General features: G+C 61.0%; 25 protein-coding genes. 16 read left to right on the forward strand and 9 right to left on the reverse strand.

Annotated elements, in window-relative coordinates:
• Positions 1 to 125: 125 nt before the first annotated feature.
• From C9383_RS00410 to C9383_RS00420, 3 genes are read right to left on the reverse strand one after another with little or no spacing between them, the layout of a single operon-like run.
• The gene (locus tag C9383_RS00410; RefSeq protein ID WP_060755960.1) at positions 126 to 443 is read right to left on the reverse strand and encodes an AtuA-related protein; all 318 of its coding nucleotides are present in this window, start codon (positions 441 to 443) and stop codon (positions 126 to 128) included.
• Positions 440 to 1,765: an acyclic terpene utilization AtuA family protein gene (locus tag C9383_RS00415; protein ID WP_090369613.1), complete on the reverse strand. Its 1,326-nt coding sequence runs from the start codon at positions 1,763 to 1,765 to the stop codon at positions 440 to 442. Before C9383_RS00415 ends, C9383_RS00410 begins: the two co-directional genes overlap by 4 nt.
• 1 nt (position 1,766) lies before the next feature.
• Positions 1,767 to 3,059 carry a CitMHS family transporter gene (locus tag C9383_RS00420; protein ID WP_060755962.1) on the reverse strand — a complete coding sequence of 431 codons (1,293 nt, stop codon included), beginning with the start codon at positions 3,057 to 3,059 and terminating at the stop codon, positions 1,767 to 1,769.
• A gap of 125 nt (positions 3,060 to 3,184) precedes the next feature.
• Here C9383_RS00420 and C9383_RS00425 point away from each other — a divergent pair, with 125 nt between their 5' ends.
• Positions 3,185 to 4,069, forward strand: a complete 885-nt coding sequence (locus tag C9383_RS00425; protein WP_090369611.1) for a LysR family transcriptional regulator — start codon at positions 3,185 to 3,187, stop codon at positions 4,067 to 4,069.
• Between the two features lie 59 nt (positions 4,070 to 4,128).
• Here C9383_RS00425 and C9383_RS00430 read toward each other — a convergent pair whose 3' ends face one another.
• Together C9383_RS00430 and C9383_RS00435 are read right to left on the reverse strand one after the other, a co-directional pair.
• Entirely contained in the window at positions 4,129 to 4,731 is a 603-nt protein-coding gene (locus C9383_RS00430) for a glutathione S-transferase family protein (protein ID WP_090369609.1), read from the reverse strand.
• Positions 4,732 to 4,741: 10 nt separating this feature from the next.
• Complete coding sequence (locus C9383_RS00435) at positions 4,742 to 5,908, reverse strand: aminotransferase-like domain-containing protein (protein WP_090369607.1); 1,167 nt, start codon at positions 5,906 to 5,908, stop codon at positions 4,742 to 4,744.
• Between the two features lie 81 nt (positions 5,909 to 5,989).
• Between C9383_RS00435 and C9383_RS00440 the strand changes: the two genes are divergently transcribed.
• From C9383_RS00440 to C9383_RS00450, 3 genes are all read left to right on the forward strand, one after another.
• Positions 5,990 to 6,424, forward strand: coding sequence for a MarR family transcriptional regulator (locus tag C9383_RS00440; RefSeq protein ID WP_090369605.1), 435 nt, complete (start codon positions 5,990 to 5,992; stop codon positions 6,422 to 6,424).
• Positions 6,425 to 6,611: 187 nt separating this feature from the next.
• Entirely contained in the window at positions 6,612 to 7,958 is a 1,347-nt protein-coding gene (locus C9383_RS00445) for an NCS2 family permease (RefSeq protein ID WP_090369602.1), read from the forward strand.
• Positions 7,959 to 8,039: 81 nt separating this feature from the next.
• On the forward strand, positions 8,040 to 8,678 hold the full coding sequence (locus tag C9383_RS00450; protein ID WP_090369600.1) for a LysE family translocator: 639 nt from the start codon (positions 8,040 to 8,042) through the stop codon (positions 8,676 to 8,678).
• On the opposite strand, the gene C9383_RS00455 is transcribed toward C9383_RS00450, so the two are convergent.
• Positions 8,656 to 13,887, reverse strand: a complete 5,232-nt coding sequence (locus tag C9383_RS00455) for a dermonecrotic toxin domain-containing protein (protein ID WP_090369598.1) — start codon at positions 13,885 to 13,887, stop codon at positions 8,656 to 8,658. The two genes, C9383_RS00450 and C9383_RS00455, sit on opposite strands and share 23 nt — an antisense overlap.
• 152 nt (positions 13,888 to 14,039) lie before the next feature.
• On the reverse strand, positions 14,040 to 14,393 hold the full coding sequence (gene uraH, locus C9383_RS00460) for a hydroxyisourate hydrolase (protein WP_060755970.1): 354 nt from the start codon (positions 14,391 to 14,393) through the stop codon (positions 14,040 to 14,042).
• A 345-nt stretch (positions 14,394 to 14,738) separates the two neighbouring features.
• Here uraH and puuE point away from each other — a divergent pair, with 345 nt between their 5' ends.
• The 8 genes from puuE to C9383_RS00495 all read left to right on the forward strand — a co-directional run bounded on the left by puuE (position 14,739) and on the right by C9383_RS00495 (position 21,810).
• Positions 14,739 to 15,665, forward strand: coding sequence for an allantoinase PuuE (gene puuE, locus C9383_RS00465; RefSeq protein ID WP_060755971.1), 927 nt, complete (start codon positions 14,739 to 14,741; stop codon positions 15,663 to 15,665).
• A complete protein-coding gene (uraD, locus tag C9383_RS00470) occupies positions 15,662 to 16,177 on the forward strand; it encodes a 2-oxo-4-hydroxy-4-carboxy-5-ureidoimidazoline decarboxylase (RefSeq protein WP_060755972.1) in 516 nt (171 codons plus the stop codon). The genes puuE and uraD overlap by 4 nt, the downstream gene beginning before the upstream one ends.
• Positions 16,178 to 16,218: 41 nt before the next feature.
• Entirely contained in the window at positions 16,219 to 17,214 is a 996-nt protein-coding gene (gene alc / locus C9383_RS00475; RefSeq protein WP_090369595.1) for an allantoicase, read from the forward strand.
• 84 nt (positions 17,215 to 17,298) lie between these two features.
• Positions 17,299 to 17,802: an ureidoglycolate lyase gene (locus tag C9383_RS00480; RefSeq protein WP_090369593.1), complete on the forward strand. Its 504-nt coding sequence runs from the start codon at positions 17,299 to 17,301 to the stop codon at positions 17,800 to 17,802.
• 51 nt (positions 17,803 to 17,853) lie between these two features.
• A complete protein-coding gene (locus C9383_RS00485) occupies positions 17,854 to 19,152 on the forward strand; it encodes a urate hydroxylase PuuD (RefSeq protein WP_090369590.1) in 1,299 nt (432 codons plus the stop codon).
• Between the two features lie 93 nt (positions 19,153 to 19,245).
• Positions 19,246 to 20,589, forward strand: coding sequence for a nucleobase:cation symporter-2 family protein (locus C9383_RS00490; RefSeq protein WP_090369587.1), 1,344 nt, complete (start codon positions 19,246 to 19,248; stop codon positions 20,587 to 20,589).
• Positions 20,590 to 20,633: 44 nt separating this feature from the next.
• Positions 20,634 to 21,002 carry a hypothetical protein gene (locus tag C9383_RS27955; protein WP_143038197.1) on the forward strand — a complete coding sequence of 123 codons (369 nt, stop codon included), beginning with the start codon at positions 20,634 to 20,636 and terminating at the stop codon, positions 21,000 to 21,002.
• A 22-nt stretch (positions 21,003 to 21,024) separates the two neighbouring features.
• A complete protein-coding gene (locus C9383_RS00495; RefSeq protein ID WP_090369585.1) occupies positions 21,025 to 21,810 on the forward strand; it encodes an outer membrane protein OmpK in 786 nt (261 codons plus the stop codon).
• 46 nt (positions 21,811 to 21,856) lie between these two features.
• Here the strand turns inward: C9383_RS00495 and C9383_RS00500 are convergent, their stop codons facing one another.
• Together C9383_RS00500 and C9383_RS00505 are read right to left on the reverse strand one after the other, a co-directional pair.
• Positions 21,857 to 22,987: a patatin-like phospholipase family protein gene (locus tag C9383_RS00500; protein ID WP_090369584.1), complete on the reverse strand. Its 1,131-nt coding sequence runs from the start codon at positions 22,985 to 22,987 to the stop codon at positions 21,857 to 21,859.
• A 30-nt stretch (positions 22,988 to 23,017) separates the two neighbouring features.
• On the reverse strand, positions 23,018 to 23,953 hold the full coding sequence (locus tag C9383_RS00505; protein WP_090369582.1) for a lipid A biosynthesis lauroyl acyltransferase: 936 nt from the start codon (positions 23,951 to 23,953) through the stop codon (positions 23,018 to 23,020).
• Between the two features lie 119 nt (positions 23,954 to 24,072).
• Here C9383_RS00505 and minC point away from each other — a divergent pair, with 119 nt between their 5' ends.
• From minC to C9383_RS00525, 4 genes are all read left to right on the forward strand, one after another.
• Complete coding sequence (gene minC, locus C9383_RS00510; protein WP_060755980.1) at positions 24,073 to 24,810, forward strand: septum site-determining protein MinC; 738 nt, start codon at positions 24,073 to 24,075, stop codon at positions 24,808 to 24,810.
• Positions 24,811 to 25,011: 201 nt separating this feature from the next.
• The gene (gene minD / locus C9383_RS00515) at positions 25,012 to 25,824 is read left to right on the forward strand and encodes a septum site-determining protein MinD (protein ID WP_060755981.1); all 813 of its coding nucleotides are present in this window, start codon (positions 25,012 to 25,014) and stop codon (positions 25,822 to 25,824) included.
• A gap of 3 nt (positions 25,825 to 25,827) precedes the next feature.
• Positions 25,828 to 26,082, forward strand: coding sequence for a cell division topological specificity factor MinE (gene minE, locus C9383_RS00520; protein WP_010208824.1), 255 nt, complete (start codon positions 25,828 to 25,830; stop codon positions 26,080 to 26,082).
• A 96-nt stretch (positions 26,083 to 26,178) separates the two neighbouring features.
• Entirely contained in the window at positions 26,179 to 26,814 is a 636-nt protein-coding gene (locus C9383_RS00525) for an RluA family pseudouridine synthase (protein WP_090369580.1), read from the forward strand.
• Positions 26,815 to 26,889 lie beyond the last annotated feature (75 nt).

A 26,889-nucleotide genomic window follows, 5' to 3' on the forward strand; every position in this document is an offset into this window, starting at 1 on the left:
GGGCTTGCTCCCGATGGCGGTGTGTCAGTCACGGTTTCTGAACCTGACACACCGCTATCGGGAGCAAGCCCCCTCCCACAATTTATCCATCGCCCGCTCTATCGCTTACTTGCCCCCTCCCACAGTCAGCGTGTTGCCAAATCCAGATCCAATAACGCCGAGCCCAGGCACTTGCCATGCGCATCCAGCGCCAGCGAACGGGTGACGCCACCGCGCAGAATCCCGGGCAACACGAAGTTCAGCGCCTGTACGTTCGGCAATTCATAACGGCGTACCGGCGCTGCACCCGGCTCGCGCAGACCGGCAAAATACTCGGCCACGCGTTCGGCTGTCAGCTGTTCACATAGCCATGGGTAGTCTTCGGCGCGGTAGGCAATGATCGAGATATTCGACGTATCGCCTTTATCCCCGGTTCGGGAATGGGCCAAGGTATGCAACTTCATGCCTGGATCCTCGGGTTGGCCACACTACGCGGCACCATCAACGATGCCACCGCCACCACCTGGCGTACGCTCTTGCTCGCACCGCCGCCGCCTGACGGGCCGTTGGTGTAGAGGGTTTCCACTTCATTGCCGACCCGCACCGCCTCGTCGCGATCTTCGCAACGGGCAGCGACGCGCAGGCGGACTTCCCAGGGTTCGACGCTGCTGCGCGGGCCGTGCAGTGAATCCATGCCGATCAGTTCGGCGCGCACGTCCTGCATCTTCACGCCCGTCCACTCAAGGCGCTTGAGCACGATATCCCGCGCCAACTGCGCCCGTGCGACCGCACCCGGCCCGCCGTAGGACATCTGCCCCTCGCCAATCCAACCGTCCAGATAACCGACGCTGACCTTCAACTGCTCGGGCCGTGCATGCCCAGCGGCACCCTGGGCGCGAACGCGATCAATCCCCTCCTCCACGAACGCCACCCGAGAGAAGTCCGCCGTCACGTCCGGGGTCAAGTACGCCGCCGGGTCATGCACTTCGTAGATCAATTGTTCGGTACAGGTGGCGCGGCTGACCCGCCCGCCGGAACCTGAGACTTTGGTAATCACCGCCTCCCCCTCGGCATCCACCTCGGCCAAGGGAAACCCCAGACGGGCGAGGTCTGCCACATCCTTCACACCGGGGTCGGCAAAATACCCACCACTGACCTGCCCCGCGCACTCCAGCAAATGCCCCACCAGCGTGCCGCGCCCCAGGCGCTGCCAGTCATCCGCCGCCCAGCCGAACTCAAACATCTGCGGCGCCAGAAACAACGAAGGGTCCGCCACGCGCCCGGTAATCACCACGTCGGCATCCGCGTGCAGCGCCTGCAAAATAGCGTCGACCCCCAAGTAGGCATTTGCCGAAATCAGCCGCTTGCCCAAGGAGCCCAGAGTCTGGCCGTTATCCAGCCGTTGTTCGGGCCGCAGGGTCGCCAAGACATCGTCGCCGATTGCAGCCACTACCCTGAGGTTCAACCCCAACTCATCGGCAATTCGCCGCACTTCAATCGCCGCCGCGACCGGGTTGGCTGCGCCCATGTTGGTGATCACCCGCAGGCGACGACGCCCCGCGTGCCGCCCCACAAATGGCAACACACGGCGCATGCGCTCACTCAACAACGGGTCATAACCGCCCTGCGGGTCGCTGATGCGTGCCTGCTGCGCCAGCGCAATGGTGCGTTCAGCCAGGCATTCGAACACCAGGTAGTCCAGGTCACCCTGTTCGGCCAGTTCCACGGCAGGTTCGATACGGTCACCGGAATAGCCGGCGCCGGAACCGATGCGCAAGGTTTTCATCTCAAATCACTCCCAGGAGCAACGCGGTCAGGGTCATCAACACCGACGCGGCAAACAGAAAAGGGATGGTAAAGCGCTGGTGATCGGCCAGTTCTATCTTGCACAAGCCCACCAGCAGGAAGGTCGCCGGGGTCAGCGGGCTGACCGGGAAGCCGGTGGTGTGTACCCCCAGCAACGAAGCCTGGGCCACTTGCAGTGGGTCGACACCCAGCGCCTTGCCGACTTCGGCGATCACCGGCATTACGCCGAAATAGTAGGAATCGGGGTCAAACAGCAGGCTCAACGGCATGGAGATAAAACCCACCACCGCCGGGATCAGCTTGCCGTGGCCCGCAGGAATCTGCGCCACCGCCACCTCGGCCATCGCCTTGAGCATGCCGGTGCCCTGCATGATGCCGGTGAACACGCCGGCGGCGAGCAGGATACTGGCCATGGTCAGCGCGGTCTTGGCGTGGGCGTCGATGCGCGCACGCTGGGCGTCCACGTTCGGGTAGTTGATGCACAGCGCCACCACGGTGCCGAGCATGAACATCACCACCGGATCGACCCAGCCGGCAATCATCACCACCATCACCAGCACGGTGAGAATCAGGTTGGCCCAGAACAGCCGCGGGCGGCGCAGTTGGATATCCGCGTCACTGAGCACCCGCTGCGGCACCGCATCCACCGTCGAGCCGGCGCCCAGGCCCAGGCGTTTTTCCTCACGCCGGCCCAGCCACCAGGCACACGCGAAGACAAATACCAGGCCGACGACCTGCACCGGAATCAGCGGCTGGAATAAGTCCGCCACCGGCACATGCAGCGCGGCTGACGAGCGCAGTACCGGCCCGGTCCACGGCAGGAAGTTGACCCCGGCCGCCATGGCACATACACAGGCCAGGATGCGCTTGTCGATGCCCAGCCGCGTATACAGCGGCAGCATCGCCGGCACCGTGACCAGAAAGGTCACCGCGCCGGAGCCATCTAGATGCACGAGCAGCGCCAGGGTCGCGGTGCCTACAACAATTCGCGTAGGACGCGTCCCTACCGTACGCAGGATGCGATCAATGATGGGGTCGAGCATGCCGGCATCGGTCATGATCCCGAAAAACAGGATGGCAAAGACAAACATGCCCACCACTGGGGCGACGTTCTTGATACCGGTGATGATGAAGGCGCTGGTTTGCAGGCCGAACCCGCCGAGCAGCGCGGCGATGATCGGCAAGGCGATCAGGGCCACCAGCGGTGAGAGGCGTTTGCTCATGACGGCAGCGAGCAGGCACAGGATGGTAATGACACCCAGGGTTGCGAGCATGGGGGACTCCAGAGCGGCCTGGTTGGCCGGTTATTGTTTTCCCTGGAGTATTGGAAGCGGGTTAGTCTTTGTAAATTGGAATATTCACCGACCAGCGTTCGGAAAAACAAAACGAAGCAATCCCAATGAAGAATTCAATCCAACACATCCAGGCTTTCCTTGCCGTGGCCCGCACCGGCAGTTTCACCAAGGCGGCCAACGAGCTGCACCTGTCACCTTCGGCCCTGACCGTGCAGGTGCAACAACTGGAGGACTGGCTCGGCGTCGCCCTGCTCGACCGCAGCCCGCGCCACGTCAGCATCACCGCCGCCGGCCGGGACGCGCGCGGCCCCATGGAAAAACTGCTGCTGGACCTGGACAACATCGTCACCGGCTCGCGCGATCTGGCGGCCCTGCGCCGAGGCGTGGTCACCATCGCCGCCCTGCCTTCGGTGTGTGCCGGTGCCCTGCCGCCGGCGTTGCGGCTGTTTCGCGAGCGTTTTGCCGGGATTGAAGTACGCCTGCAGGACTTGGTGGCCCATCGCATTCACGCGCAGGTGCGTGCAGGTGAAGTGGACTTCGGGATTGGCGTACGCGCAAGGCTCAGCCATGGCCTGGACTTCGTACCGGTGCTCAATGACCGCCTGTGTGCCTTCGTGCCGGTGGATCATCCCCTCACCCGCCATCGCCAACTGACCCTGGAGCAACTGGCGGACCAGCCGATCATCCTGACCGGCCGAGACAGCAGCGTGCGCGAGCAAGTGGATGAGCTATTCGATCAAACACGTTTGACGATGAATGCCGGCATGGAAGCCAACTACATGTCGACAGTGCTGGCACTGGTACGCCAAGGGCTGGGGATCAGCGTACTGCCGGAGTCGGCGGCGGACAGCCTGGAAGGCCTGAGCCGTATCCGTATCGATCATCCCGGGGTGAGCCGGGAGATCGGCTTGATCAGACGTAGCGGCCTGGGCTTGAGCCCGGCTGCGCAACGCTGTTTTGACCTGCTGGGCGAACAACTCGCTCCCTAGCGCCACGCCCGGCAACGCGATGCTGGTGAGTCACTGCCCGCACGCCGCAATCGCGCACCTCAGCCCAGCATCGGCACATGCCTGGGATGGCTGGCAACGCGAGCCAACCAGGCCTGCACCCCCGGATAAGCGCCCAGGTCAAAACCACCTTCATGGGCCACATGGGTGTAGGCATACAAGGCTACGTCGGCAATCGAGAACTGCTCTCCCACCAGATACGGCGTGAGTTGCAGTTGACGCTCCATGACTCTGAGCGCCTTGTAGCCGCCCTTGTGCAGCTTCTGGTATTCCTCCAGGCGCTCTTGCGGCAGGCCCAGGTAAAACTGGATAAACCGCGCCACGGCAATGTACGGCTCATGGCTGTACTGCTCGAAGAACTGCCATTGCAGCACCTGGGTGCGCAGGCGCGGTTCGGAGGGCAGGAACTCGCTGCCATCGGCCAGGAAGTTGAGGATCGCATTGGATTCCCACAGGCAGGTGCCGTCTTCCAGTTCCAATACCGGAATCTTGCCATTCGGGTTCTTGGCCAGGAATTCGGCGGTCTGGGTGTCGCCGTTGAGGATATCGACATCGACCCATTGGTACGCAATGCCCAGTAGGTTGAGCATCAACTTGATCTTGTAGCAGTTGCCCGACTTGTAATCGCCATAAACTTTGTACATGGGGCTCCCCTTATGCCGCTTGCGCGTGCTGTGCTTGACGGACCACCGCGGCCAGGCGCTTGAGACCTTCGTCCAGGCGGGCAGGGTCAATATGGCTGAAATTGAGTCGCAACGAGCCCGGATGCTGATCCGGCTCGGAAAAGAACGGTTCACCGGGCATGAACGCGACGCCCTGCGCCAATGCTTGCGCCAACAAGGTGCGGGTATCGAGGGGTTGTTTCAAGGTCAGCCAGAAGAATAATCCGCCCTGGGGCACTTGCCAGTCGGCCAGTTCGTTGAAATGACGCACCAACGCGGCCTGGAATGCGTCGCGGCGCTCACGGTAAAAACTGCGCAATTGCACCAGGTGCTGCTGGTATTTTTCAGTGCCGATCCATTGCATCGCCTGCCACTGGCCGACGCGATTGGTATGCAGGTCAGCGGACTGCTTGAGCTTGAGCAGGTGTGGGAACAAATCCGGGCTGGCGATCAGATAACCCACGCGCAGGCCGGGCAACAGTGTCTTGGAAACCGTGCCGGTGTAGATCCAGCTGGCTTTTTTCAGGCGCCCGACGATGGGCTGTGCGCTGCCGCCATCAAAGGTCAATTCGCGGTAGGGCTCGTCTTCGATCAGGGTCACGCCGAACTCATCGAGCAAGGCGGCTACGGCTTCGCGCTTGGCCTCGCTGTAACGCACGGCCGACGGGTTTTGAAAGGTCGGAATCAGGTAGATGAACGCCGGTTGATGGCGTTCAAGGCTGGTGCGCAATTGCGCCAGGTTGGGGCCGTCGGCTTCCAGTGGCACGGTGAGGCAGTCGGCGCCGAACAGTTGGAAGATCTGCAGCGCGGCCAGGTAGGTCGGGCCTTCCAGCATGATCGGCGTGCCCTTGTCGATATACAGCTTGGCCGCCAGGTCCAGGGTTTGCTGGGACCCGCTGACGACCAGCACTTGGCTGGCCTGGCACGCCACACCCAACGCACGGGCCTCGGCCGCCAGCAATTCGCGCAGCGCAGGCTCGCCTTCGCTCATGCCGTATTGGCCCATGTTCAGCGGCATATCGTCCCAATTCAACGCGGGCAACATCGCTTCGGCAGGCAGGCCACCGGCGAAGGACATCACCTCCGGGCGCTGGGCCGCCGCGAGGATTTCACGGATCAAGGAGCTTTTGAGGCGCGTAACACGTTCAGAGAAGGCCATAAGGTCACCGCTAGCGAAGCCTGTGGGAAATACGTCAAACTGGTTGACCGAAATTACGACGACTTGCACGGATACGTCAACATGCTTGACCTTAAAAACCCCACCGCCCAGCAAGCGGCCATGGAAGCGTTCTTCTTCGGCTACCAGGCCTTTACCGCCAAGGCCGACGAGATGCTCGGACGTCGTGGCCTGAGCCGTGTGCATCAGCGCATCGTGTTTTTTATCGCGCGCTACCCGGCAATCAGCGTGAAGCAACTGCTGGAATTGCTCGGCGTGAGCAAACAGGCGCTGAACATGCCCCTGCGCCAATTGCAGGAAATGCACCTGGTCAATAGCGTTGCGTCCGAGACCGACAAGCGCAAACGCCTGCTGGAACTGACCGAAGAAGGCCAGCGTTTCGAGCAGTCATTGCGCCGTGAGCAAGTGAAGTTGTTGCAACGCGCCTTCAACGAAGCCGGGGAAGCCGCTGTGACGGGCTGGCTGGCGGTGAATCAGGCGCTGAGTGCGGCGAATTAGCCTTTCATCATCTTTTGTGCAGCTGATCGAAAACATTATTTGCTTTATTTGTATACAAAAGCATAATCCTCTGCGTGCGAGTTCCTGACCTATTGGTCAACAAAACCCGCCAGTACCTCAAAGCGCTGTTGCCCACATTCGTGACCGGCGCGGGAAATAACAATAAAACTCTTGAGGAGTACTCGCTGTGGATAGCCGCAAATCCGAAGCCCCTACGCTGGAAATCGCCCCGCCTGGCAACAGTTGGCTGGAACGCCTGTTCAAACTCAGCTTGCATGGCACCACAGTGAAGACCGAACTGATCGCCGGCCTCACCACCTTCATCACCATGGCGTACATCATTTTCGTCAACCCCAACATCATGGCCGACGCCGGTATCGATCACGGTGCGGCATTCGTCGCCACCTGCATCGCCGCCGCGTTGGGCTGCCTGTTGATGGGCCTGTACGCCAACTGGCCCGTGGGCCTGGCGCCGGGCATGGGCTTGAATGCGTTTTTCACCTACACCGTGGTCGGCACCATGGGCTACCACTGGGAAACCGCGTTGGGTGCCGTGTTTATTTCCGGCGTGCTGTTCATGGGCCTGACATTGTCCCGCGTGCGCGAATGGCTGCTCAACAGCATCCCGGTCAGCCTGCGCCATGCCATGGGCGCGGGCGTGGGCCTGTTCCTCGGGGTGATTGGCTTGAAAACCGCCGGCATCATCGTCGACAGCCCGGCCACGCTGATCAAGCTCGGCTCGCTGCACGAACCGGCACCGCTGCTGGCGGCCGTGTGTTTCCTGTTGATTGCCATCCTCAGCTACCACCGCGTGTTCGGTGCGATCCTGATCAGTATCATCGCCGTGACCCTCGCCGGTTGGGGCCTGGGCCTGGTGCACTACAACGGCATTCTCTCCACGCCGCCGAGCCTGGCACCGACCTGGATGGCCATGGATGTGAAGGGTGTATTCAATATCAGCATGATCAGCGTGGTATTCGCTTTTCTTTTTGTACACATGTTCGACACCGCAGGTACACTGATGGGCGTCGCGCAGCGCGCCGGGCTGGTCAATGCCGACGGCAAGATCGATAACCTGTCCCGCGCGCTGAAGGCCGACAGTGCTTCCAGCGTGTTCGGTGCCATGGTCGGCGTGCCGCCAGTGACGAGCTACGTGGAAAGCGCTGCCGGTGTCGCCGCCGGCGGCCGTACGGGGTTGACGGCCGTTACCGTAGGCGTGCTGTTTGTGGCGGCGATGTTTTTTGCGCCGCTGGCCGGGATGATTCCGGCCTACGCCACGGCCGGGGCGCTGATCTACGTGGCCATGCTGATGATGGCGAGCATGGCGCATATCCATTGGGATGAAGCCACCGACAGCATCCCAGCGATTGTCACCGCGATCATGATGCCCCTGACTTTTTCGGTCGCCGACGGTATCGCCCTGGGCTTCATCACCTATGTGGCGCTCAAGGCAGGCACCGGCAAGTACCGCGAAATTTCCGTGAGCCTGTGGGTGCTGTGCGCGATCTTTATCGCCAAATTTGTATTTCTATGAAATAGCGGCAAGTTTTCAGCGGCAAGCGACAAGCTTTCAACTTGCCGCTTGCAGCTTGTCGCTGACAACTGGAGGAATGAAATGACGATTGAAACCTGGCTACTGTTCAGCGGCGCAGCGTTGGTGGTGATCCTGATCCCGGGGCCACTGTCGTTGTTGATGATCAGCAACAGTCTCAACTACGGCCTGCGCCGTTCGTATCCAGCGTTTCTCGGTGGGGTGTTTGCCTCGATCTGCCTGTTAAGTGCCTCGGCCCTGGGCCTGGGCGCCCTGTTGCTGGCATCGGAGCAGTTGTTCAGCGCTTTGAAGATCCTCGGCGCGGCCTACCTGTTCTACCTCGCCTGGCAGAGCTGGCAGCAATCTCGCCAGCCAAGCCAGGCGGCCGTGGTGCCGCAGGCGGTAGCGACGCCGCGCTTTCGTGCGCTGTTTGGCCGAGCGTTTGTGCTCGGCGCCAGCAACCCCAAGGACATCCTGTTCTTCGCCGCCTTCCTGCCGCAATTTCTCAGCAGCCAGCAGCCGTTCCTGCCGCAACTGCTGATCATGATCGCCACCTGGACCCTGCTCGACCTGCTGTGCAAACTGGCCTACGGGCTCAGTGCCCATGGCGCTGCGCGTTACTTGCGCAGCGGCAAAGGCCAGAGCTGGTTCAACCGCGTCAGCGCCGGGCTGTTCGGCGGCGCCGGGATGGTGTCGTTGGTCAAGGCGACGGGGCCACTTTGACGAAATAAACGCTGGGTGGGATCTTGCCTGAAACAGGCCATTGAATGCCCGCCACGATCCGCACCAGGCGCCCCTCTTCCAGAGCACGCTTGACTCGCGCGAATATCATCGAGCTCGGATGACGGTTGATGGCTTTATTGAACCAATCATCCGTCAGCCCGCCACGCAATATGATGGACGCACGCTCAACCCAATGAATGGCGATGTAGTACAGCTTGTTTGAAAGAGGATGGGTGGCGACCAATTCACTCGTGGGCTTTCTGCCATGCCTGACGCTCATCTCCTCTACATCGAAACCCTGCTGTTGCAGCACGCGCCGGACTGCCGGAAGCTGCGCATTGTTTCGTTCGAGTGAAAGCTTACTGCGGGCGGGCCGTAATGCGGGGTCTAACCCAGTCACGCGAAAATCGATACGAGTAAAGCCCGGGGTCTTGTCGTTGTAACCGACAAACAGAGACACCCCGCGCCTTTCGGTGGGCCGCAACATTCTCAGCAAATCATCCGTCTGACCGGGCCTTGCAGGGGCAGCAGGCAACCACTTGTCCAAGGTCGCACGGATATTGAGCAGGTGAGTGGCCGTTGCAGGGCGCCGTGGGCCTGACAACTCAATCATTCTTGCAACCGTGAAGTCTTGGCTTTTACGGGTCAGGGTGGGAAACGCCTCCCCCACGTACTGCGTCAGCGGCTTATCGAACAGCGGCAGATGAAGCTGCCACCCCTGGGCTGAAGTGCGTGAGGCCGGAAGAGGCTGCTCACTCGGCGCCGTGCGGGTCCAACGCTCGATGTCGGCACTGGCCAAGGACACCAGCGGTTCATCCCTTGTAATAAACACGATGCGGTTCAACGGTGCCTGATCGCCTTGGGGAAGCAGCCGGTAATAACCGCTCAAAGGATCCACCAGGCTGGTATTCGCGGGCGCCACTCGCAGGGCGTTGTAGGAAATGCCTGGGCTGGCCAGAGGTACATGAAACACCCCGGGCGCCGGGGAACTCAATTGCTCGGTAACCGGAATCTGCATGCGCCAATCCAGCCAATGGGTCGCCGGGTTGGATGACTGCAGGATGGCGTCCTCCGTCGCGGTGCGTAAAACCGGTGGCCACCAGTCAGGCGGTGCTGACGCGGGCGCACGCCAGGGGTTGAGCACGCCTGAACTCGTCCCGGCCACCGGTTGGGGGGCGTCTGCGCCGAGTAACCGCTCGCTCTGTCGAGGACTGTTCAAGATCAATTCATTCTGGCCGGCGACCCGGGGGTTCTTCAAGCGAAACGCCGGCTCGTTGCCGCGTCGGTAGACCGGATAATGGTGCGTGTCGTCAGCCACAAATGACGCGCCGTCCTTCACATGGATGCCGAACCGATCCGGCCCCTTCAACGCCACGGCCCCTTTAGGCACGCCCTTGATTTTGAAATGTTCCAAGGCTTTGAGCTGCATCACGGGGGGCGGCGCAAGCCGGGTTGAGCCACCCTGCGCGGACATGCGCAGGCGATGAATACGCCCCAACGCAGCCCTTGCGATGGGGCGAGCGACACGCGATGTGCCCTGCCCTGCCGGCTTCGGGCCGGGCATGACATTCACTAGCAGGTCGACGATCAAAAAACTGCTCATGAAGCCCACATCGACAGCATCGTGCGCATCGCCAAAGCGATGGTAGTGGCGCGCCGCAAGCAGCAGCTCATAAACATCATTGAGCACGCCGAACAAGGGAAAGAAAAACTGCGAGAGAAACGCGACGATCCGGCGAATGCGAGTCTGGCCCTGCTCACCCAGCCGCTGCGCTCGGTACTGTTCCAGCTCTTTGCCGGAACGGCTGGATGCCTGAGCCTGGCGCTGCAGCTCGAGCACGTTGGCTTGATACAGCAAGGCCTGGGCATCGCTGTGGGAGGTGGCGACAATCGCCAGCCAGTCCTGCGGATCACTGGCGATCTGTTCATGGATGATGCTTTCTATCTCACTCAGTTGCGCCGTGGGCTCCAGGTGCTTGATGTTGAATGAGCGAATGAACTCGATCCCCCGCAGGATCCCCTTGACCATGGAAACGCCCGGCAAGGGATAGGGGATATCGAACACCCCAGCAGGCGTAGCGGCCCGAGCCGGATGATGAGTGAGCGCCTCAAACGCCCAGCCGGGTGCGACCTGCCGCGCCAGCAGCCTGACGTTACCAGGCAGTGCGCCGACTCGATTCAGCTGCGCTCGGGCCTGTTCCAGGCTGCCGTACTCAGTGAGTACCCACCCTTGCGGAGCTTCGGGCCAATAGACCACACACTGATCAGTGAGCAGGTCTTGCACCACCACCAGCCCTGCGATGTAGCGATCATGCTGCATGGTGTGCCCCACCAGGTGCACCACATGCAATTGCAGCGCAGGCTGGAGCGTTCGCGTCGCCATGGCGCTGCGCAACAACGCCTGCGCACTCGCCGTCAGCCCCTGCTGAGCCGCCGAGTAGAGATGCTGTGCAGCACCCGCTTGCAACGTGCGATTCAATAACGCGGGAATACGCCCCTCAGTCGCTGTGGGGGCAGCACCGGCAGGCGGATAAAACACTGATTGGATCAACCTGTCGTACTCGCCACCGATATCCAGTGAAGCCACCATGGGGATCAGGTAGGCGGCATTCAGGCGTTCTTGCCACTGGGGTTGCAGATAGCGGGCGCGGTTGAATCGCCAGTGTGTCCAGGGCGCCAACGGGTCCAGGTTATGCAGCGCCAATTGCAGCAGGCTGAACGTCGTGCGCTCAAGGGTAGCGGTCAATATGGGTTTGCGGTCCCCGACTGAGCAGCGGCTTTCCCACCCGCAAAAGCTGTCCTGCACATCATCGGGCAGATCAATCAACGGTTGCTCGATATCCAGCTGCGCCGGCATGCCATCCTGGCGCAGGCGGTCCGTCAGCGCACGGCGGGCAAACGAGCCGAGGTCAGGCAGGCAGTCTTGCAGGTGACGGGCGAAGGCGAAGGCGCTGCTCAACTGCAAACGCCACAAGCGCCTGAAATGCTTGCGCTGGGCACGGGATGCAGCGGCCAACCAGGCCGGTATTTTCTTCGACTCAGACGCGACCTTGCGCATCAGTTCAACATGGGTATGCGCCTGGTTCAGCGCGCTGTTCGCCGGGACCATCAATTGGCCTTGCAGCTCGAACATCAACAGCGAGCGGCTCAACCCGGCATCCGTCACTTCACTGAAAATACGCGCGATGTCCTCAGTGCTGCTGTGCAAACGGTCGTAGGTCCCAAGCAGTTTCTTGAGGCCGGTGAGGGCAGGCTTGCCGGGGATGTCGAGGTAACGCACGTTCAGGCTTTCACGCGCAGCGTGGGCGCGCAGGTCGCGGCGCTTATCGTGCTCCACGCAACCCCATAGCACCGAATCGTCACGGCTGCTCAAACTCACCTTGAGGCTCTGAGTCAAGGCATCCAGCCCGGAAAATGCAAGCAGGCCACCAGTTGCACCGAACGCGTACAACACCACAGGTCGCTGGCGGGTCGGGACCCTCACGGCGGCGGCGGTCGTGATGACCCAGACGTTGTGCAGGGGGTAATAGGCATCAGGCTCGTTGCCGATGGCGATGGACATCACCCGGGTCTGACTGCCCGGACGTCGGGAGGCCAGAGGCTGGTCTATGACTTCAATCATCAGCGCCCGATGCGCGCTACCCAGCAACTTGAGCCGGTGCTGCAGCTCAACCTCAGAGCGCAGCGCCTCGGCTTGAGCATTCAGGAACAACGAAACACGCCTGGGCGTGCCTGCCCCGCCGGGCCGCTCGGCCCAAAAAACCAGGTCAAGTGCACGTTGCTGTGCATCCTGCATCAACGCTTTCAACACTTGTGCATGGACTTCGCGCTGGCTCATCAGCGACAGCAACGCCTGATAGGCTGGTGTCTGTGCACTGGGATCATCCGCAGCCAACAGCGTAACCAGGCCTTTTTCGTAGCGTTTGACCTGCCGCTCCACCGACAGCATCGCCAACGTGGGCGCCGTGCTGGCAAACACAATTTCTGCCTGCCGGCGTTGGCGGTCCCAGCGCAGTAATTGATCACGCAGCAGACCCAGCCGAGCGCCGCCGACCTGTTGTTTGCGCGCGCCTTCCACATAGGCAAGAAAAGCCCCGGCCTGCAGCGGTTGGGGCCGAGGCCGAGCGGTTGAAAACACCTGCGCGAGATTGACCTGCATCGCACAGGCCAACTCATTGGCCCATTGCCCACTCAATAACGCCTCGGCCCCTTGCGCCAGGGCGTCGCCGGTCACTGCGTGGCCACGCACGAAGCGGGTTGTCGGGGACAAGTCCGCCGGCGGGCAGGCGCCATTGCGCTGATCCAGAGGTAAACACTGCCACAGTTCGTGAAAGCGCTCGCGACCCAACTCCAGCAAGCCGCATTGAAGGACGTCGAAGCTGGGGTATTCATGAAAATTGCGCCCTCCACCCGGCAGGTAGAGGACATGGGGCGCATCAACGGGCTCGCCTTCACGGTATAGATGCAAGGCACCGGGAATCGCCAGCGCAGGTGAGCCGGGCCACAGCAACCGACCCACTTGCACACTGGCCCAGCTACCGCCGGCACGCTGCCGGGCTTCGGCGCTCGGGGCGTCGATGACCGCCTGGACCATCAGCATTCCCGCGCTCGATAACTCGTCGAGTTGGCGCGCGATGAAGGCGCGATCGGCGAAGAGCTGTGTGTGCAACGCAGCCCAACGTTCCCGCCGCGTCAGCCAGGAACCCTGCACCAGCGTGTCCCAGTAGGCTTTTTGCGCGCCGGCCAAGACCTCGAGCAGCCCCATCGCACACAGCCGTTGCAAGGCTTGCAATGGGGTGTAGGGCAAGCGCCGGCGCGGGCGGCCCTTGATGCTCAACGCGGTAAACGCGTTGACGTTGATCGCCACCGACGACTGCACCAGCGAGAACAAGGCCCGATCGGTCAAGGTATCGACCTTCTGCGCTGCCCGGGGTGGCTTCGGTTCGGTAAAAATCAGGCTGTCCGGATCCATCTCGAACGCTTTGCGCAGCTCGGCTCGCAGCACATTCAGCACTTTGGGTGAACGACCGAGCAGATGAACCAGCGCTTGGGCCGATTCGCTGCACCGCAGGTCGGCAAGGGCGATCTGATTGATCAGGCGGCTGGGGTGTGGATGGGTGTTGATTCGCCAGCGCAATTGATCGCGGATGCCCTGGCGTGCGGCTTCGGCGGCCACTGCTGAATCATCGGTGTCGAGGAGCGGACCCATGGTGCTTTCTTCTCAATGAGGAAAGCACCCAGCCTAGGCAACGCCGTCGGCCCAAGGGCGCTAGATAATTGAGCCCATGCCCCATAAAAAAGCCCGCAGTGTGGGCGGGCGAAAACCAACGAAGAGCTTTGGGGGTGTGAAGCGAGGTGACGCTAGCTACCGCGATAGGTGGAGTAGCTGTAAGGCGAAATCAGTAGCGGCACATGGTAATGCTCCTGTTCGGCGTTGATCCCGAAGCGCAACACCACCACATCCAGGAAAGCCGGCTCCGGCAGTTGCACGCCACGGGCGCGGTAGTAGTCACCGGCGCTGAATTGCAGTTGGTACACGCCGCTGCGGTAGGCATCGCCTTGCAGCAGGGGCGCATCGCAGCGGCCATCGCTGTTGGTGTGTGCGGTGGCGACGCGTTCAAGCTGCGCGCCTTCGACGCGATACAGCTCTATCTTGATCGCGCTGCCGGGGCAGCCGTGTGCGGCATCCAAAACGTGTGTAGTCAAACGTCCCATGGCGTCGGCGCGCCTCCCGTGGTCAGTTAAAGAGTGAGCCGCACTTTTTCAGGGCAGCGAAAAAGCCGGTGATGGCTGATTAAGACACTTTTTAAAAAAATTGTACACAATAAAAATCACAAACCTTTGCATCAGTCCGCGCCTGGTACTCAAACAGGCGATTCATACGTAATCCTTGCTTTTAAACGACCTTTTGTCCATTAGCTGACCAACCAGGCAAGTTTCTTGCTACACCATTCACACAGCGTCCCGCAGAAAAAATGCAGAAATGCGGGCTTACAAAGTGGCTGATAAGTTGTATACAATCACTCATCGCCAACACGACGAACAAGAAGGAAGACTGCAGTGAGCGCTGACTACCCACGCGACCTGATCGGTTACGGCAGTAACCCTCCTCACCCCCATTGGCCGGGCAAGGCGCGCATTGCGCTGTCTTTCGTACTCAACTACGAAGAAGGTGGTGAGCGCAATATCTTGCATGGTGACAAAGAGTCCGAAGCCTTCCTCTCGGAAATGGTCTCGGCCCAGCCGCTGCAGGGCGCACGCAACATGAGCATGGAGTCGCTGTACGAATACGGCAGCCGGGCCGGTGTGTGGCGCATTCTCAAGCTGTTCAAGGCATTCGATATTCCGCTGACCATCTTCGCCGTAGCCATGGCAGCCCAACGCCATCCGGATGTGATCCGCGCCATGGTCGACGCCGGCCATGAGATCTGCAGCCATGGCTATCGCTGGATCGACTACCAGTACATGGATGAGGCCCAGGAACGCGAGCACATGCTCGAAGCTATCCGCATCCTTACCGAATTGACCGGCGAGCGCCCACTGGGCTGGTACACCGGGCGCACCGGCCCCAACACGCGGCGGCTGGTGATGGAGGAAGGCGGTTTCCTCTACGACAGCGACACCTACGACGATGACCTGCCCTACTGGGAACCCAACAACCCCACCGGCAAGCCGCACCTGGTGATCCCCTACACCCTGGACACCAACGACATGCGCTTTACCCAGGTGCAGGGGTTCAACAAGGGCGATGACTTTTTCGAGTACCTCAAAGATGCGTTCGACGTGCTTTACGCCGAAGGCGCCGAGGCCCCGAAGATGCTTTCGATCGGCCTGCATTGCCGCCTGATCGGCCGTCCTGCGCGCCTGGCTTCGTTGAAGCGGTTCATTGAATACGTCAAGGGTCACGAGCACGTCTGGTTCACTCGCCGGGTGGACATTGCGCGTCACTGGCAAGCGACCCATCCCTATGCGGGAGCGGCGAAATGACTGCATTCCAGAGCCTGAAACCTTCGACCCTGGGCCGCGACGAATTCGTCAACGCCTTCGCCGACATCTACGAACATTCGCCATGGGTGGCCGAAAAGGCCTTCGACCTGGGCCAGGATGCGTCGATCGACCAGATCGAGACCCTGCACCAACGCATGAGCGATATCCTGTTGAGCGCCGATCACGCCAGCCAGCTGGCCCTGATCAACGCTCACCCGGACCTGGCCGGCAAAGCCGCCGTCCAGGGCCAACTGACCGCAGCCAGCACTGATGAACAGGCCGGCGCGGGGATTCACCAGTGCACGGCCGAAGAGTTTTCTCGCTTCACCGAGCTGAACGAAGCCTATAAGGCCAAGTTCAAGTTTCCCTTCATCATGGCGGTAAAAGGCAGCAACCGGCACCAGATCCTGGCCGCGTTCGAAACGCGCATTCACAACCCGGTGGACACCGAGTTCAAATGCGCCCTGGCCGAGATCAACAAGATCGCGTTGTTCCGATTACTGACCCTCTAAACGACCATCCCCAGCCACTCAATCCAAGGCAGACAAGAAGAATGAAAGCGCAACCCGTACCTTTCGAAAAGTTCGTCAACCTGGCCGATGCCCGCCTGGGCACCAAGATCCTCTCGGTGACCGATGACTGGTTCGCCGACGCCAACCGCCTGTTCCAGCCGACCCCGGCCGTGTGGAAGGAGGGCGTTTTCGATGACAACGGCAAGTGGATGGACGGCTGGGAATCACGCCGCAAGCGCTTCGAAGGCTACGACAGTGCCGTGATCCGCCTGGGCGTACCGGGCTCGATCAAGGGCGTGGACATCGACACTTCATTCTTCACCGGCAACTACCCGCCGTCGGCGTCCCTGGAAGCTTGCTTCCTGGCCTCGGGCGACCCTGACGAAAACACCCAGTGGGTGGAAGTGCTGTCAGCCGTCGAGCTGCAAGGCAACAGCCACCACTACCATGAAATCAACAACGACCAGGCGTTCAGCCACCTGCGCTTCAACATCTACCCGGACGGCGGCGTGGCCCGTCTGCGTGTGTACGGTGTGCCGTTCCGCGACTGGTCGTCGGTGGGTGACAACGAACAGGTCGACCTGGCTGCAGCACTGAACGGCGGTCGCGCCCTGGCCTGCTCCGATGAACACTTCGGCCGCATGAGCAACATTCTGAACCCGGGCCGTGGCATCAACATGGGCGACGGCTGGGAAACCGCGCGTCGTCGTACACCGGGCAATGACTGGGTGATCGTCGCCTTGGGCCATCCGGGCGAGATCGAGAAGATCATCGTCGACACCCTGCACTTCAAGGGCAACTACCCGGACACCTGCTCGATCCAAGGCGCATTCGTGAAAGGCGGCACCGACAGCCAGATCGAAACCCAGTCGCTGTTCTGGCGCGAACTGCTGCCGGCGCAGAAGCTGGAAATGCATGCCGAACACACCTTCGCCGAACAGATCAAGGCACTCGGGCCGATTACCCACATCCGCCTGAACGTGTTCCCGGATGGCGGTGTGAGTCGCCTGCGTGTCCTCGGCAAAGTCGCCAAGTAACGCCTGAGCGGACGCGGAGCGTCCAGGGCAACGTTCCCACGCAGAGCGTGGGAACGATCAATAGACAAGATTAAGAAGACAGCCATGCGCACACTGATGATCGAACCCCTGACCAAAGAAGCCTTCGCCCCTTTCGGAGACGTTATCGAAACCGATGGCAGCGATCACTTCATGATCAACAACGGGTCGACCATGCGCTTTCACAAGCTGGCGACGGTAGAAACCGCCACGCCAGAAGACAACGCGATCATCAGCATCTTCCGCGCCGACGCGCTGCCGATGCCGCTGACCGTGTGCATGCTGGAGAGACACCCGCTGGGCAGCCAGGCTTTCATTCCGCTGCTCGGCAACCCCTTTCTGATCGTGGTCGCGCCACTTGGCGATGCACCTGTATCAGGCTTGGTCCGCGCCTTCGTCACCAACGGCAGGCAGGGCATCAATTACCATCGCGGCGTCTGGCACCACCCGGTGCTGACGATCGAAAAGCGGGATGACTTCCTGGTGGTTGATCGCAGTGGCACAGGCAATAACTGCGATGAGCATTTTTTCAAAGAGGATGAGCGTTTGATCCTCGCCCCCCACCAATAAGAGAAGGTCTGATCACCCGACAACAAGGGTGACAGGCGAGAGGTAAAGACTGTGGAAGCACATCTGTTGGAATGGCTGAACCTGAGCGTGCGATGGGTTCACATGATCACCGGCGTCGCCTGGATCGGCGCATCCTTCTATTTCGTCTGGCTGGAAAACAACCTCAACCGCGTCAACCCCAAGGACGGCCTGGCCGGTGACTTGTGGGCGATCCACGGAGGCGGTATCTACCACCTGGAAAAATACAAACTGGCCCCGCCGACCATGCCGGACAACCTGCACTGGTTCAAATGGGAAGCCTATTTCACCTGGATGTCGGGCATTGCGCTGCTGTGCGTGGTGTTCTATTCCAACCCTACCTTGTACCTGCTCGCCCCCGGCAGCAGCCTCAGCGGCCCGGAAGGTGTACTGCTGGGCATCGGTTCGCTGTTCGTCGGCTGGTTCGTCTACTCCTTCCTCTGCGACTCGGCCCTGGGCAAGCGCCCTGCCTTGCTCGGCTTGATCCTGTTCGTGCTGTTGATTGCCGCCGCGTACGGTTTCAGCAAGGTGTTCAGCGGCCGCGGCGCCTACCTGCACGTGGGCGCCGTGATCGGCACCATCATGGTCGGTAACGTGTTCCGCATCATCATGCCCGCCCAGCGCGCATTGGTGGCGGCCATCGCGCAAAACCGCACGCCTGACCCGGCCTTGCCGGCCAAGGGGCTGCTGCGTTCACGACACAACAACTACTTCACCTTGCCGGTGCTGTTCATCATGATCAGCAACCACTTCCCGAGCACCTACGGCAGCCAATACAACTGGCTGATCCTGGCCGGTATCGCAGTGGCGGCGGTGTTGGTACGGCACTACTTCAACACCCGGCACAACAGCCAGAAGTACGCGTGGACCTTACCGGTCGGTGCGCTGGCGATGATTTGCCTGGCCTACGTGACCGGCCCGAAACCGCTGGCCACCACCCCGGACGTGGCCAAGGCCCCCGCCGCCATCGAGTACCAGCCGTTGCCGGAAACGGCGTTGGGTGGCGGCCTGAAACCTGCTGCGCCAGCGGCACCTGCGGCTGAACCGGCGGCTGCGCCCGCCCAGGCCACGATTGATTTCGACAAGGTACACGGGGTGATCCAGGAACGCTGCGCCGTGTGCCATTCGGCCAAGCCCACCAGCCCCCTGTTCAGCACGGCCCCGGCCGGCGTGATGTTCGATACCCCGGCGCAGATCCAACAGCAGGCGGCGCGCATTCAAGCGCAGGCCGTGGCGAGCCAGATCATGCCGCTGGGCAACATCACCCAGATGACCCAGCAGGAGCGGGATCTGATTGGCACCTGGATCAACCAGGGGGCCCGCACCAACTGATTGGTTCACACAGTTCCAATGTGGGAGGGGGCAAGCCCCCTCCCACAGATTGCGCTCCAAACAACACAACAATAAAAAGATTCGAGGTGTTGCATGTCCCAGTTAGAAACGCAGCCCCCTGCCGCGCCCGCGATGGTGCGCCTGCCCCTCTTGCAACTGCTGCTGGTCGGCCTGCAACACGTCTTGCTCATGTACGGCGGCGCCGTCGCCGTGCCCCTGATCATTGGCCAGGCCGCGGGCCTCAGCCGTGAAGAAATCGCCTTCCTGATCAACGCCGACCTGCTGGTGGCTGGCATCGCCACCCTGGTGCAGTCGTTCGGCATCGGCCCGGTGGGCATTCGTATGCCGGTGATGATGGGCGCCAGTTTCGCGGCGGTCGGCAGCATGGTCGCCATGGCCGGCATGCCTGGGATCGGCTTGCAAGGGATCTTCGGTGCAACCATTGCCGCTGGGTTCTTCGGCATGCTGATCGCACCGTTCATGTCCAAGGTGGTGCGCTTTTTCCCGCCGCTGGTGACCGGTACGGTCATTACCGCCATCGGCCTGTCGTTGTTTCCGGTGGCCGTGAACTGGGCCGGTGGCGGCAGCGCCGCCGCCACGTTCGGCTCGCCGATTTACCTGGCGATTGCCGCGCTGGTACTGGCCACCATCCTGCTGATCAACCGCTTCATGCGCGGTTTCTGGGTGAACATCTCAGTGCTGATCGGCATGGCGCTCGGTTATGGCTTGTGCGGCATGCTCGGCATGGTCGACCTCAGCGGCCTGGCGCTGGCACCGTGGGTGCAAGTGGTGACGCCGCTGCATTTCGGCATGCCCAAGTTCGAATTGGCGCCGATCCTGTCGATGTGCCTGGTGGTGGTGATCATCTTCGTCGAGTCCACCGGGATGTTCCTCGCCCTGGGCAAGATCACCGGCCAGGAAGTCACGCCGAAAATGCTGCGCCGTGGTTTGCTGTGTGATGCCGGCGCATCATTCTTCGCCGGTTTCTTCAACACCTTCACGCACTCCTCCTTCGCCCAGAACATCGGCCTGGTACAGATGACCGGCGTGCGCTGCCGCTCGGTGACGATCATGGCCGGGGTCTTTCTGCTGGTGCTGAGCCTGCTGCCCAAAGCGGCCTTTCTGGTGGCATCGATTCCACCGGCAGTGTTGGGCGGTGCAGCGATTGCAATGTTCGGGATGGTGGCGGCGACCGGCATCAAGATCCTGCAGGAAACCGACATCGCCGATCGTCGCAACCAACTGCTGGTGGCGGTGAGCATCGGCATGGGCCTGATCCCGGTGGTGCGCCCGGAGTTCTTCGCCCAGCTGCCGCTGTGGATGAGCCCGATTACCCACAGTGGGATTGCCATGGCCACTCTCAGCGCATTGTCGCTGAACATACTGTTCAACATCCTCGGGGGGGCCGAACGACCCACTGTCGCCCCTACCCACTGATTCCTTCGTTAACAATAAAAACAATAACGAACAGGGAAGCTCCCATGCACGCCATTCACCTGGGGCCGGCCACAAGCCGCGCCCCATTCTCGCCCCACGCGCTCTGTTACGGCGCACTTGAGCCAAGGCCAGAGAGCCAGTATTCTCCGCGCCCGCTCGAATCGACTCAAAAAAAAACAGCGAATGTAAAAGCTGACTGCAAGGCCAACTTATCCGGGCCTAATGTCTGCGGCCAACGTGCACTGAAAACCACTGGACTCGACTGCATCAACTGCAGCCGAAGGCGTTTTATTGGTTTTTTTAACAGCTTGGCGCAGCTCTTGCTAAAAGCATTAAAGCTGACCAAACAGACGATTTTTTGCAGCGAACCAAAGGCGCCACACCAGAGCGCCTGCGTAGAACAAAAAACCTAAAACTTTGACTCGGGAGCACCGAATGAAACCTATGTTGAAAGGCCTGATGCTGGCAGGTTCCCTGCTGGCCGGCGGCCAAGCCGTAGCCGGCGATTTGTTGCAGTGGCAGAACAACAGCCTGACCTACCTGTGGGGCAAGAACTTCACCATCAACCCGCAGATCCAGCAAACCGTCACGTTCGAACATGCCGATGCCTGGAAGTACGGCGATAACTTCCTGTTCGTCGACCGTATCTTTTACAACGGCAAGGAAGACGGCAACGTCGGCCCGGACACTTATTACGGCGAGTTCAGCCCACGGCTGTCATTCGGCAAGATCTTCGACAAGGACCTGTCTTTCGGCCCGATCAAAGATGTATTGCTGGCTTTCACGTATGAGTTCGGCGAAGGCGATAACGAGTCATACCTGTTCGGCCCGGGCTTTGACCTGAACATCCCGGGTTTCGACTACTTCCAGTTGAACTTCTACCAGCGCCAGACCGAAGGCAATCGCCCGGGCGACAACATCTGGCAGATCACACCGGTCTGGTCTTACACCATCCCGGTTGGCGACTCGAATGTGCTGATCGATGGTTTCATGGATTGGGTGGTGGATAACGACAAGACCTCCCGTGGCACCTACCACGCCAACCTGCACTTCAACCCACAGATCAAATATGACTTGGGCAAGGCGCTGCACTGGGGTGAAAAACAGCTGTATGTCGGTATCGAATACGACTACTGGAAGAACAAGTACGGGGTTGAAGACAGCGGCGCATTCAAGACCAACCAGGACACGGCGAGCCTGCTGGTCAAGTATCACTTCTGATTGAGCACTGCACACCCCTGTGGGAGGGGATTGCCCCCTCCCACACTTAACCTTGTATCAGGCCGAGGAACCGAGTGATTTCCGCGCGCTTGGCCAACGCATCGCGCCGCCCCAGCTCGATCAACTCGCTGCAATAACCCGCCTCGAACAGCAAGTAACTCAACACCCCCGCCCCGCTCGTCCTGGTCGCCCCCGGCCCACGCAGGAACAGGCGCAACGCCGCCGGCAATTCCTGGCGATGCCGCGCCGCGATTTCATCGATCGGCTGGCTAGGTGCAATCACCAACACTTCCACCGGCGCCACTCCGGGGGCGACCTGGCTGAATTGGTTCAAGCGCTCCAGCAGCTCGATATCACTCTCCAGGCTGTCGATGAAGGTGCTGTTGAGCATGTGCCCCCCAATCTGCGCCAGCGTCGGCTGTTGGCCGGTGTAGGTGCGTTGCGTGGCAGGCTCATTGCCGCGTGGGTTGCCGCTCACGCCCACCACCAGCACCCGGCTCGCGCCCAGGTGCAAGGCCGGACTGATCGGCGCCGACTGGCGCACTGCGCCATCACCGAAATATTCTTCGTCGAGCTTGACCGGCGCGAACAGCAAGGGGATCGCCGAACTGGCCAACAGGTGCTCCACCGTCAACCGAGCGGGCACACCGATACGCCGATGGCGCAACCAGGCGTCGATGGTACGACCGCCCTGGTAGAACGTCGTCGCCTGCCCGGACTCGTAGCCGAAAGCCGTCACCGCCACGGCATGCAAATGCTGTTTGCGGATGGCCTCGTCAATACCGTGCAGGTGCAGTTTGTCGTTAAGCAGCTCGCGCAGTGGCGTGCTGTTGAGCAGCGCCACCGGCACCTGCGCTCCCAGGCCCAGCAGGCTGTGAATGAAAAAGCGACTGGCCTGGCGGATCACTCCCGGCCAGTCGCTGCGCAACACCAGATGGCTGCGAAAACCCTGCCAGAAGGCGGTAAGGCGTTGGATCGCGGCGGTAAAGTCCGTAGCGCCGCTGGCCAGGCTCACCGCGTTGATCGCCCCGGCGGAGGTGCCGACAATCACCGGAAAAGGGTTCGGCGCTCCCGGCGGCAACAGCTCGGCAATCGCCGCCAACACCCCCACCTGATACGCCGCTCGCGCCCCGCCGCCGGAAAGAATCAAGCCTGTGACCGGTTCAGCTGGGCGCATTGCGTCACTCCATGGGGGGGAAGTCAGGGTTTACCGACGGCGTTTTTCGTAGAGCTTGGGTTCACCCGGCGGCCGGCTCTTGAAACGGCGATGCGTCCACAGGTACTGCTCGGGGCATTCGCGTACCGAGGCTTCGACCCACTGGTTGATGCGCAGGCAGTCGATTTCATCGGTTTCGCCGGGGAAGTCCGTCAACGGGGGGTGGATCACCAGGCGATAGCCACTGCCATCGGCCAGGCGCTCCTGGGTGAACGGCACCACCAGTGCCTTGCCCAGGCGCGCGAATTTGCTGGTGGCGGTGACGGTGGCGGCCTGGATGCCGAACAGCGGCACGAAGATGCTCTGCTTGGCGCCGTAGTCCTGATCCGGTGCGTACCAGATCGCGCGGCCGGCGCGCAGCAACTTGAGCATGCCGCGCACGTCGTCACGCTCGACGGCCAAGGAATCGAGATTGTGCCGCTCGCGCCCCCGCCGCTGGATAAAATCGAACAGCGGGTTCCCGTGCTCGCGGTACATGCCATCAATGGTGTGCTTCTGCCCGAGCAGAGCGGCGCCGATTTCCAGGGTAGTAAAGTGCAGGGCCATCAGGATCACGCCCTTGCCTTCCAGTTGCGCCTGCTTGAGATGCTGCAACCCTTCGACATGGGCCAGCCGTGCCAGGCGCGACTTGGGCCACCACCAGCTCATGGCCATTTCAAAGAAGGCGATACCGGTGGACGCAAAGTTTTCCTTGAGCAGTTGCTGGCGTTCCTTGGCGGACTTTTCCGGGAAGCACAGTTCCAGATTGCGCTCGGCAATACGGCGACGATCGCCGGCCACGCGATACATGCCGGCGCCGAGTAAACGACCAATGGTCAACAACGCCCGATACGGCAACTGAGTGATCAGCCATAGCAGGCCGAGTCCCAGCCATAACAGCCAAAAACGCGGGTGAAAAAATGCAGCTCGAAAACGCGGGCGATCCATTACAGATTCCGGTAAAGACATGGGCCGCGCATTCTACAACGGTTCGACCCGGCTTGCGGCCCGCGGATGTTCTCGTTATAAGTCTCGACACTTTTCGTGACAAGCCGCTTTTGCCGACCATGAGCCAAACCGAACCGCTAGACCAAGATCCCGTGTTCCAGCTGAAAGGCAGCATGCTCGCCATCACCGTACTGGAACTCGCCCGCAACGACCTCGACGCCCTGGACCGCCAACTGGCCGCCAAGGTCGCCCTGGCACCGAACTTTTTCAATAATGCCCCATTGGTACTGGCCCTCGACAAACTGCCGGCCGGCCAGGGTGCCATCGACCTGCCCGGGCTGATGCGCGTGTGCCGCTCCCATGGTTTGCGGACCCTGGCCATTCGTGCCAGCCGTATCGAAGACATTGCCGCAGCCATCGCCATTGAACTGCCAGTACTGCCGCCGTCCGGTGCCCGCGAGCGTCCGCTTGACCCAACCGAAGGCGAAGTGAAGAAAAAACCGGAAAAACCACCTGAGCCGACGATCAAGCCTACTAAGATCATCACCTCACCCGTACGCGGTGGGCAGCAGATTTACGCCCAGGGCGGCGACCTGGTAGTGGTCGCCTCGGTCAGCCCGGGGGCGGAACTTCTGGCCGATGGCAACATCCATGTATACGGCCCAATGCGCGGACGTGCCCTCGCCGGCATCAAGGGTGATACCAAGGCCCGTATTTTTTGCCAGCAGTTGACCGCTGAGCTAGTTTCCATCGCAGGCCAGTACAAGGTTTCAGAAGATTTGCGCCGTGATCCGCTGTGGGGGGCCGGGGTGCAGGTCAGCCTGTCGGGCGACGTGTTGAACATCATCCGGCTTTAACGGATACTGCCGCATTTTCCAAGCATCTCTAGACTCTGATAGCACAGCGAAACCGGCAAGATTTGCGTAGGAATAAGTTAAGACTGGCGCTTCCCCTGCGGAAACAACGGTTTTTTCCTACAAAGGCTGTCCGCCTGCGGCGAGTTTCAAGAGATGTTTTTCAGGGGCTGAAAAGTCCTTTTTCCTTAGGGGTGAAACACCTTGGCCAAGATTCTCGTGGTTACATCCGGCAAGGGTGGTGTGGGTAAGACCACCACCAGCGCCGCTATCGGTACCGGCCTCGCTCTGCGCGGCCATAAAACAGTTATCGTCGACTTCGACGTCGGCCTGCGTAACCTTGACCTGATCATGGGCTGCGAACGCCGCGTGGTGTACGACTTCGTCAACGTCGTCAACGGCGAAGCCAACCTGCAACAGGCCCTGATCAAGGACAAGCGCCTTGAAAACCTGTACGTACTGGCCGCCAGCCAGACCCGTGACAAAGATGCGCTGACCAAAGAAGGCGTAGGCAAAGTCCTGGCCGAGTTGAAAGAAACCTTCGAATACGTGGTATGCGACTCCCCGGCGGGTATCGAAACCGGTGCTCACCTGGCGATGTACTTTGCCGACGAAGCTATCGTGGTAACCAACCCCGAAGTGTCTTCCGTACGTGACTCGGACCGCATGCTGGGCCTGTTGGCCAGCAAGTCGCAGCGTGCCGAAAAAGGCGAAGACCCGATCAGGGAGCATTTGCTGCTCACCCGCTACAACCCTGAGCGCGTCAGCAATGGCGAAATGCTCGGTGTTGAAGACGTGAAGGAAATCCTCGCAGTGACTTTGCTGGGCGTGATCCCGGAATCCCAGGCCGTGCTGAAGGCTTCCAACCAGGGTGTCCCGGTGATTCTCGACGACCAGAGCGACGCCGGCCAGGCGTACAGCGATGCCGTCGATCGCCTGCTGGGCAAATCCGTGGAACATCGCTTCCTCGATGTCAAGAAGAAGGGATTCTTCGAGCGTATCTTTGGAGGCAACTAAACAATGAAATTTCTCGACTTCTTTCGCGCCAACAAGAAGCCAACGACCGCGTCGGTCGCGAAAGAGCGTCTACAGATCATCGTGGCGCACGAACGCGGCCAACGCAGTACACCGGACTACCTGCCAGCCTTGCAGAAGGAACTGGTCGAGGTGATCCGCAAGTACGTCAATATCGGCAACGATGACGTGCATGTCGCCCTGGAAAATGACGGCAGCTGCTCGATTCTGGAACTCAATATCACCCTGCCCGATCGTTGATCGAAAGGGCGGTCGCCACGGCGGCTCGGTCACCTTGATCCCTGTTGGGGAACGGGGTGGGCGAGTCGCCGTTGGCGTTTGTTACGAGGCTGTTTGATGCCGCTGTCCAATATTCACATCCTGCATCAGGACGACGCCGTCCTGGTGGTGAACAAGCCGACCCTGTTGCTCTCCGTGCCCGGCCGGGCCGATGACAACAAGGACTGTCTGATCACCCGCCTGCAGGAAAACGGCTACCCCGAAGCCCGCATTGTCCATCGCCTGGATTGGGAAACCTCCGGGATCATCCTGCTGGCTCGGGACGCCGACACCCACCGCGAATTGTCTCGTCAGTTTCACGACCGCGAAACCGAAAAAGCCTACACCGCATTGGCTTGGGGCCAGCCTGAGCTGGACAGCGGCAACATCGACCTGCCCTTGCGCTACGACCCGCCGACCAAACCCCGGCATGTCGTGGACCACGAGTTCGGCAAGCATGCGCTGACGTTCTGGAAGGTGCTGGAGCGCTGCGGCGACTGGTGCCGTGTGGAACTGACGCCGATCACCGGACGCTCGCACCAGCTGCGCGTGCACATGCTGTCGATCGGCCACCCGCTGCTCGGTGACGGCCTTTACGCCCATGAACAGGCCCTGGCCGCCTGGCCGCGGTTGTGTCTGCACGCAAGCATGCTCAGCTTCACGCACCCGCAAAGCGGCGAGCGGTTGCGCTTCGAGTGCTCGGCCCCGTTCTAGAATTGGCAATACAATCAAAATGTGGGAGCGGGCTTGCTCGCGAATGCAGTGTGTCAGTCACAGTTGAGTTAACTG

It is taken from the genome of Pseudomonas palleroniana, from assembly GCF_003031675.1.
Taxonomy (GTDB): Bacteria; Pseudomonadota; Gammaproteobacteria; order Pseudomonadales; family Pseudomonadaceae; genus Aquipseudomonas; species Aquipseudomonas palleroniana.

What these genes read in the sequence shown, in the direction of transcription:
- C9383_RS00495 (WP_090369585.1), top strand. Translation starts at nt 21,025, where the DNA reads ATGAAACCTATGTTGAAAGGCCTGATGCTGGCAGGTTCCCTGCTGGCC.
- C9383_RS00415 (WP_090369613.1), bottom strand. Translation starts at nt 1,765, where the DNA reads ATGAAAACCTTGCGCATCGGTTCCGGCGCCGGCTATTCCGGTGACCGT.
- C9383_RS27955 (WP_143038197.1), top strand. Translation starts at nt 20,634, where the DNA reads ATGCACGCCATTCACCTGGGGCCGGCCACAAGCCGCGCCCCATTCTCG.
- C9383_RS00425 (WP_090369611.1), top strand. Translation starts at nt 3,185, where the DNA reads ATGAAGAATTCAATCCAACACATCCAGGCTTTCCTTGCCGTGGCCCGC.
- alc (WP_090369595.1), top strand. Translation starts at nt 16,219, where the DNA reads ATGAAAGCGCAACCCGTACCTTTCGAAAAGTTCGTCAACCTGGCCGAT.
- C9383_RS00410 (WP_060755960.1), bottom strand. Translation starts at nt 443, where the DNA reads ATGAAGTTGCATACCTTGGCCCATTCCCGAACCGGGGATAAAGGCGAT.
- C9383_RS00435 (WP_090369607.1), bottom strand. Translation starts at nt 5,908, where the DNA reads ATGGCCTTCTCTGAACGTGTTACGCGCCTCAAAAGCTCCTTGATCCGT.
- uraD (WP_060755972.1), top strand. Translation starts at nt 15,662, where the DNA reads ATGACTGCATTCCAGAGCCTGAAACCTTCGACCCTGGGCCGCGACGAA.
- C9383_RS00450 (WP_090369600.1), top strand. Translation starts at nt 8,040, where the DNA reads ATGACGATTGAAACCTGGCTACTGTTCAGCGGCGCAGCGTTGGTGGTG.
- uraH (WP_060755970.1), bottom strand. Translation starts at nt 14,393, where the DNA reads ATGGGACGTTTGACTACACACGTTTTGGATGCCGCACACGGCTGCCCC.
- C9383_RS00430 (WP_090369609.1), bottom strand. Translation starts at nt 4,731, where the DNA reads ATGTACAAAGTTTATGGCGATTACAAGTCGGGCAACTGCTACAAGATC.
- C9383_RS00480 (WP_090369593.1), top strand. Translation starts at nt 17,299, where the DNA reads ATGCGCACACTGATGATCGAACCCCTGACCAAAGAAGCCTTCGCCCCT.
- C9383_RS00490 (WP_090369587.1), top strand. Translation starts at nt 19,246, where the DNA reads ATGTCCCAGTTAGAAACGCAGCCCCCTGCCGCGCCCGCGATGGTGCGC.
- minC (WP_060755980.1), top strand. Translation starts at nt 24,073, where the DNA reads ATGAGCCAAACCGAACCGCTAGACCAAGATCCCGTGTTCCAGCTGAAA.
- C9383_RS00455 (WP_090369598.1), bottom strand. Translation starts at nt 13,887, where the DNA reads ATGGGTCCGCTCCTCGACACCGATGATTCAGCAGTGGCCGCCGAAGCC.
- C9383_RS00500 (WP_090369584.1), bottom strand. Translation starts at nt 22,987, where the DNA reads ATGCGCCCAGCTGAACCGGTCACAGGCTTGATTCTTTCCGGCGGCGGG.
- C9383_RS00505 (WP_090369582.1), bottom strand. Translation starts at nt 23,953, where the DNA reads ATGGATCGCCCGCGTTTTCGAGCTGCATTTTTTCACCCGCGTTTTTGG.
- C9383_RS00525 (WP_090369580.1), top strand. Translation starts at nt 26,179, where the DNA reads ATGCCGCTGTCCAATATTCACATCCTGCATCAGGACGACGCCGTCCTG.
- minE (WP_010208824.1), top strand. Translation starts at nt 25,828, where the DNA reads ATGAAATTTCTCGACTTCTTTCGCGCCAACAAGAAGCCAACGACCGCG.
- C9383_RS00440 (WP_090369605.1), top strand. Translation starts at nt 5,990, where the DNA reads ATGCTTGACCTTAAAAACCCCACCGCCCAGCAAGCGGCCATGGAAGCG.
- C9383_RS00420 (WP_060755962.1), bottom strand. Translation starts at nt 3,059, where the DNA reads ATGCTCGCAACCCTGGGTGTCATTACCATCCTGTGCCTGCTCGCTGCC.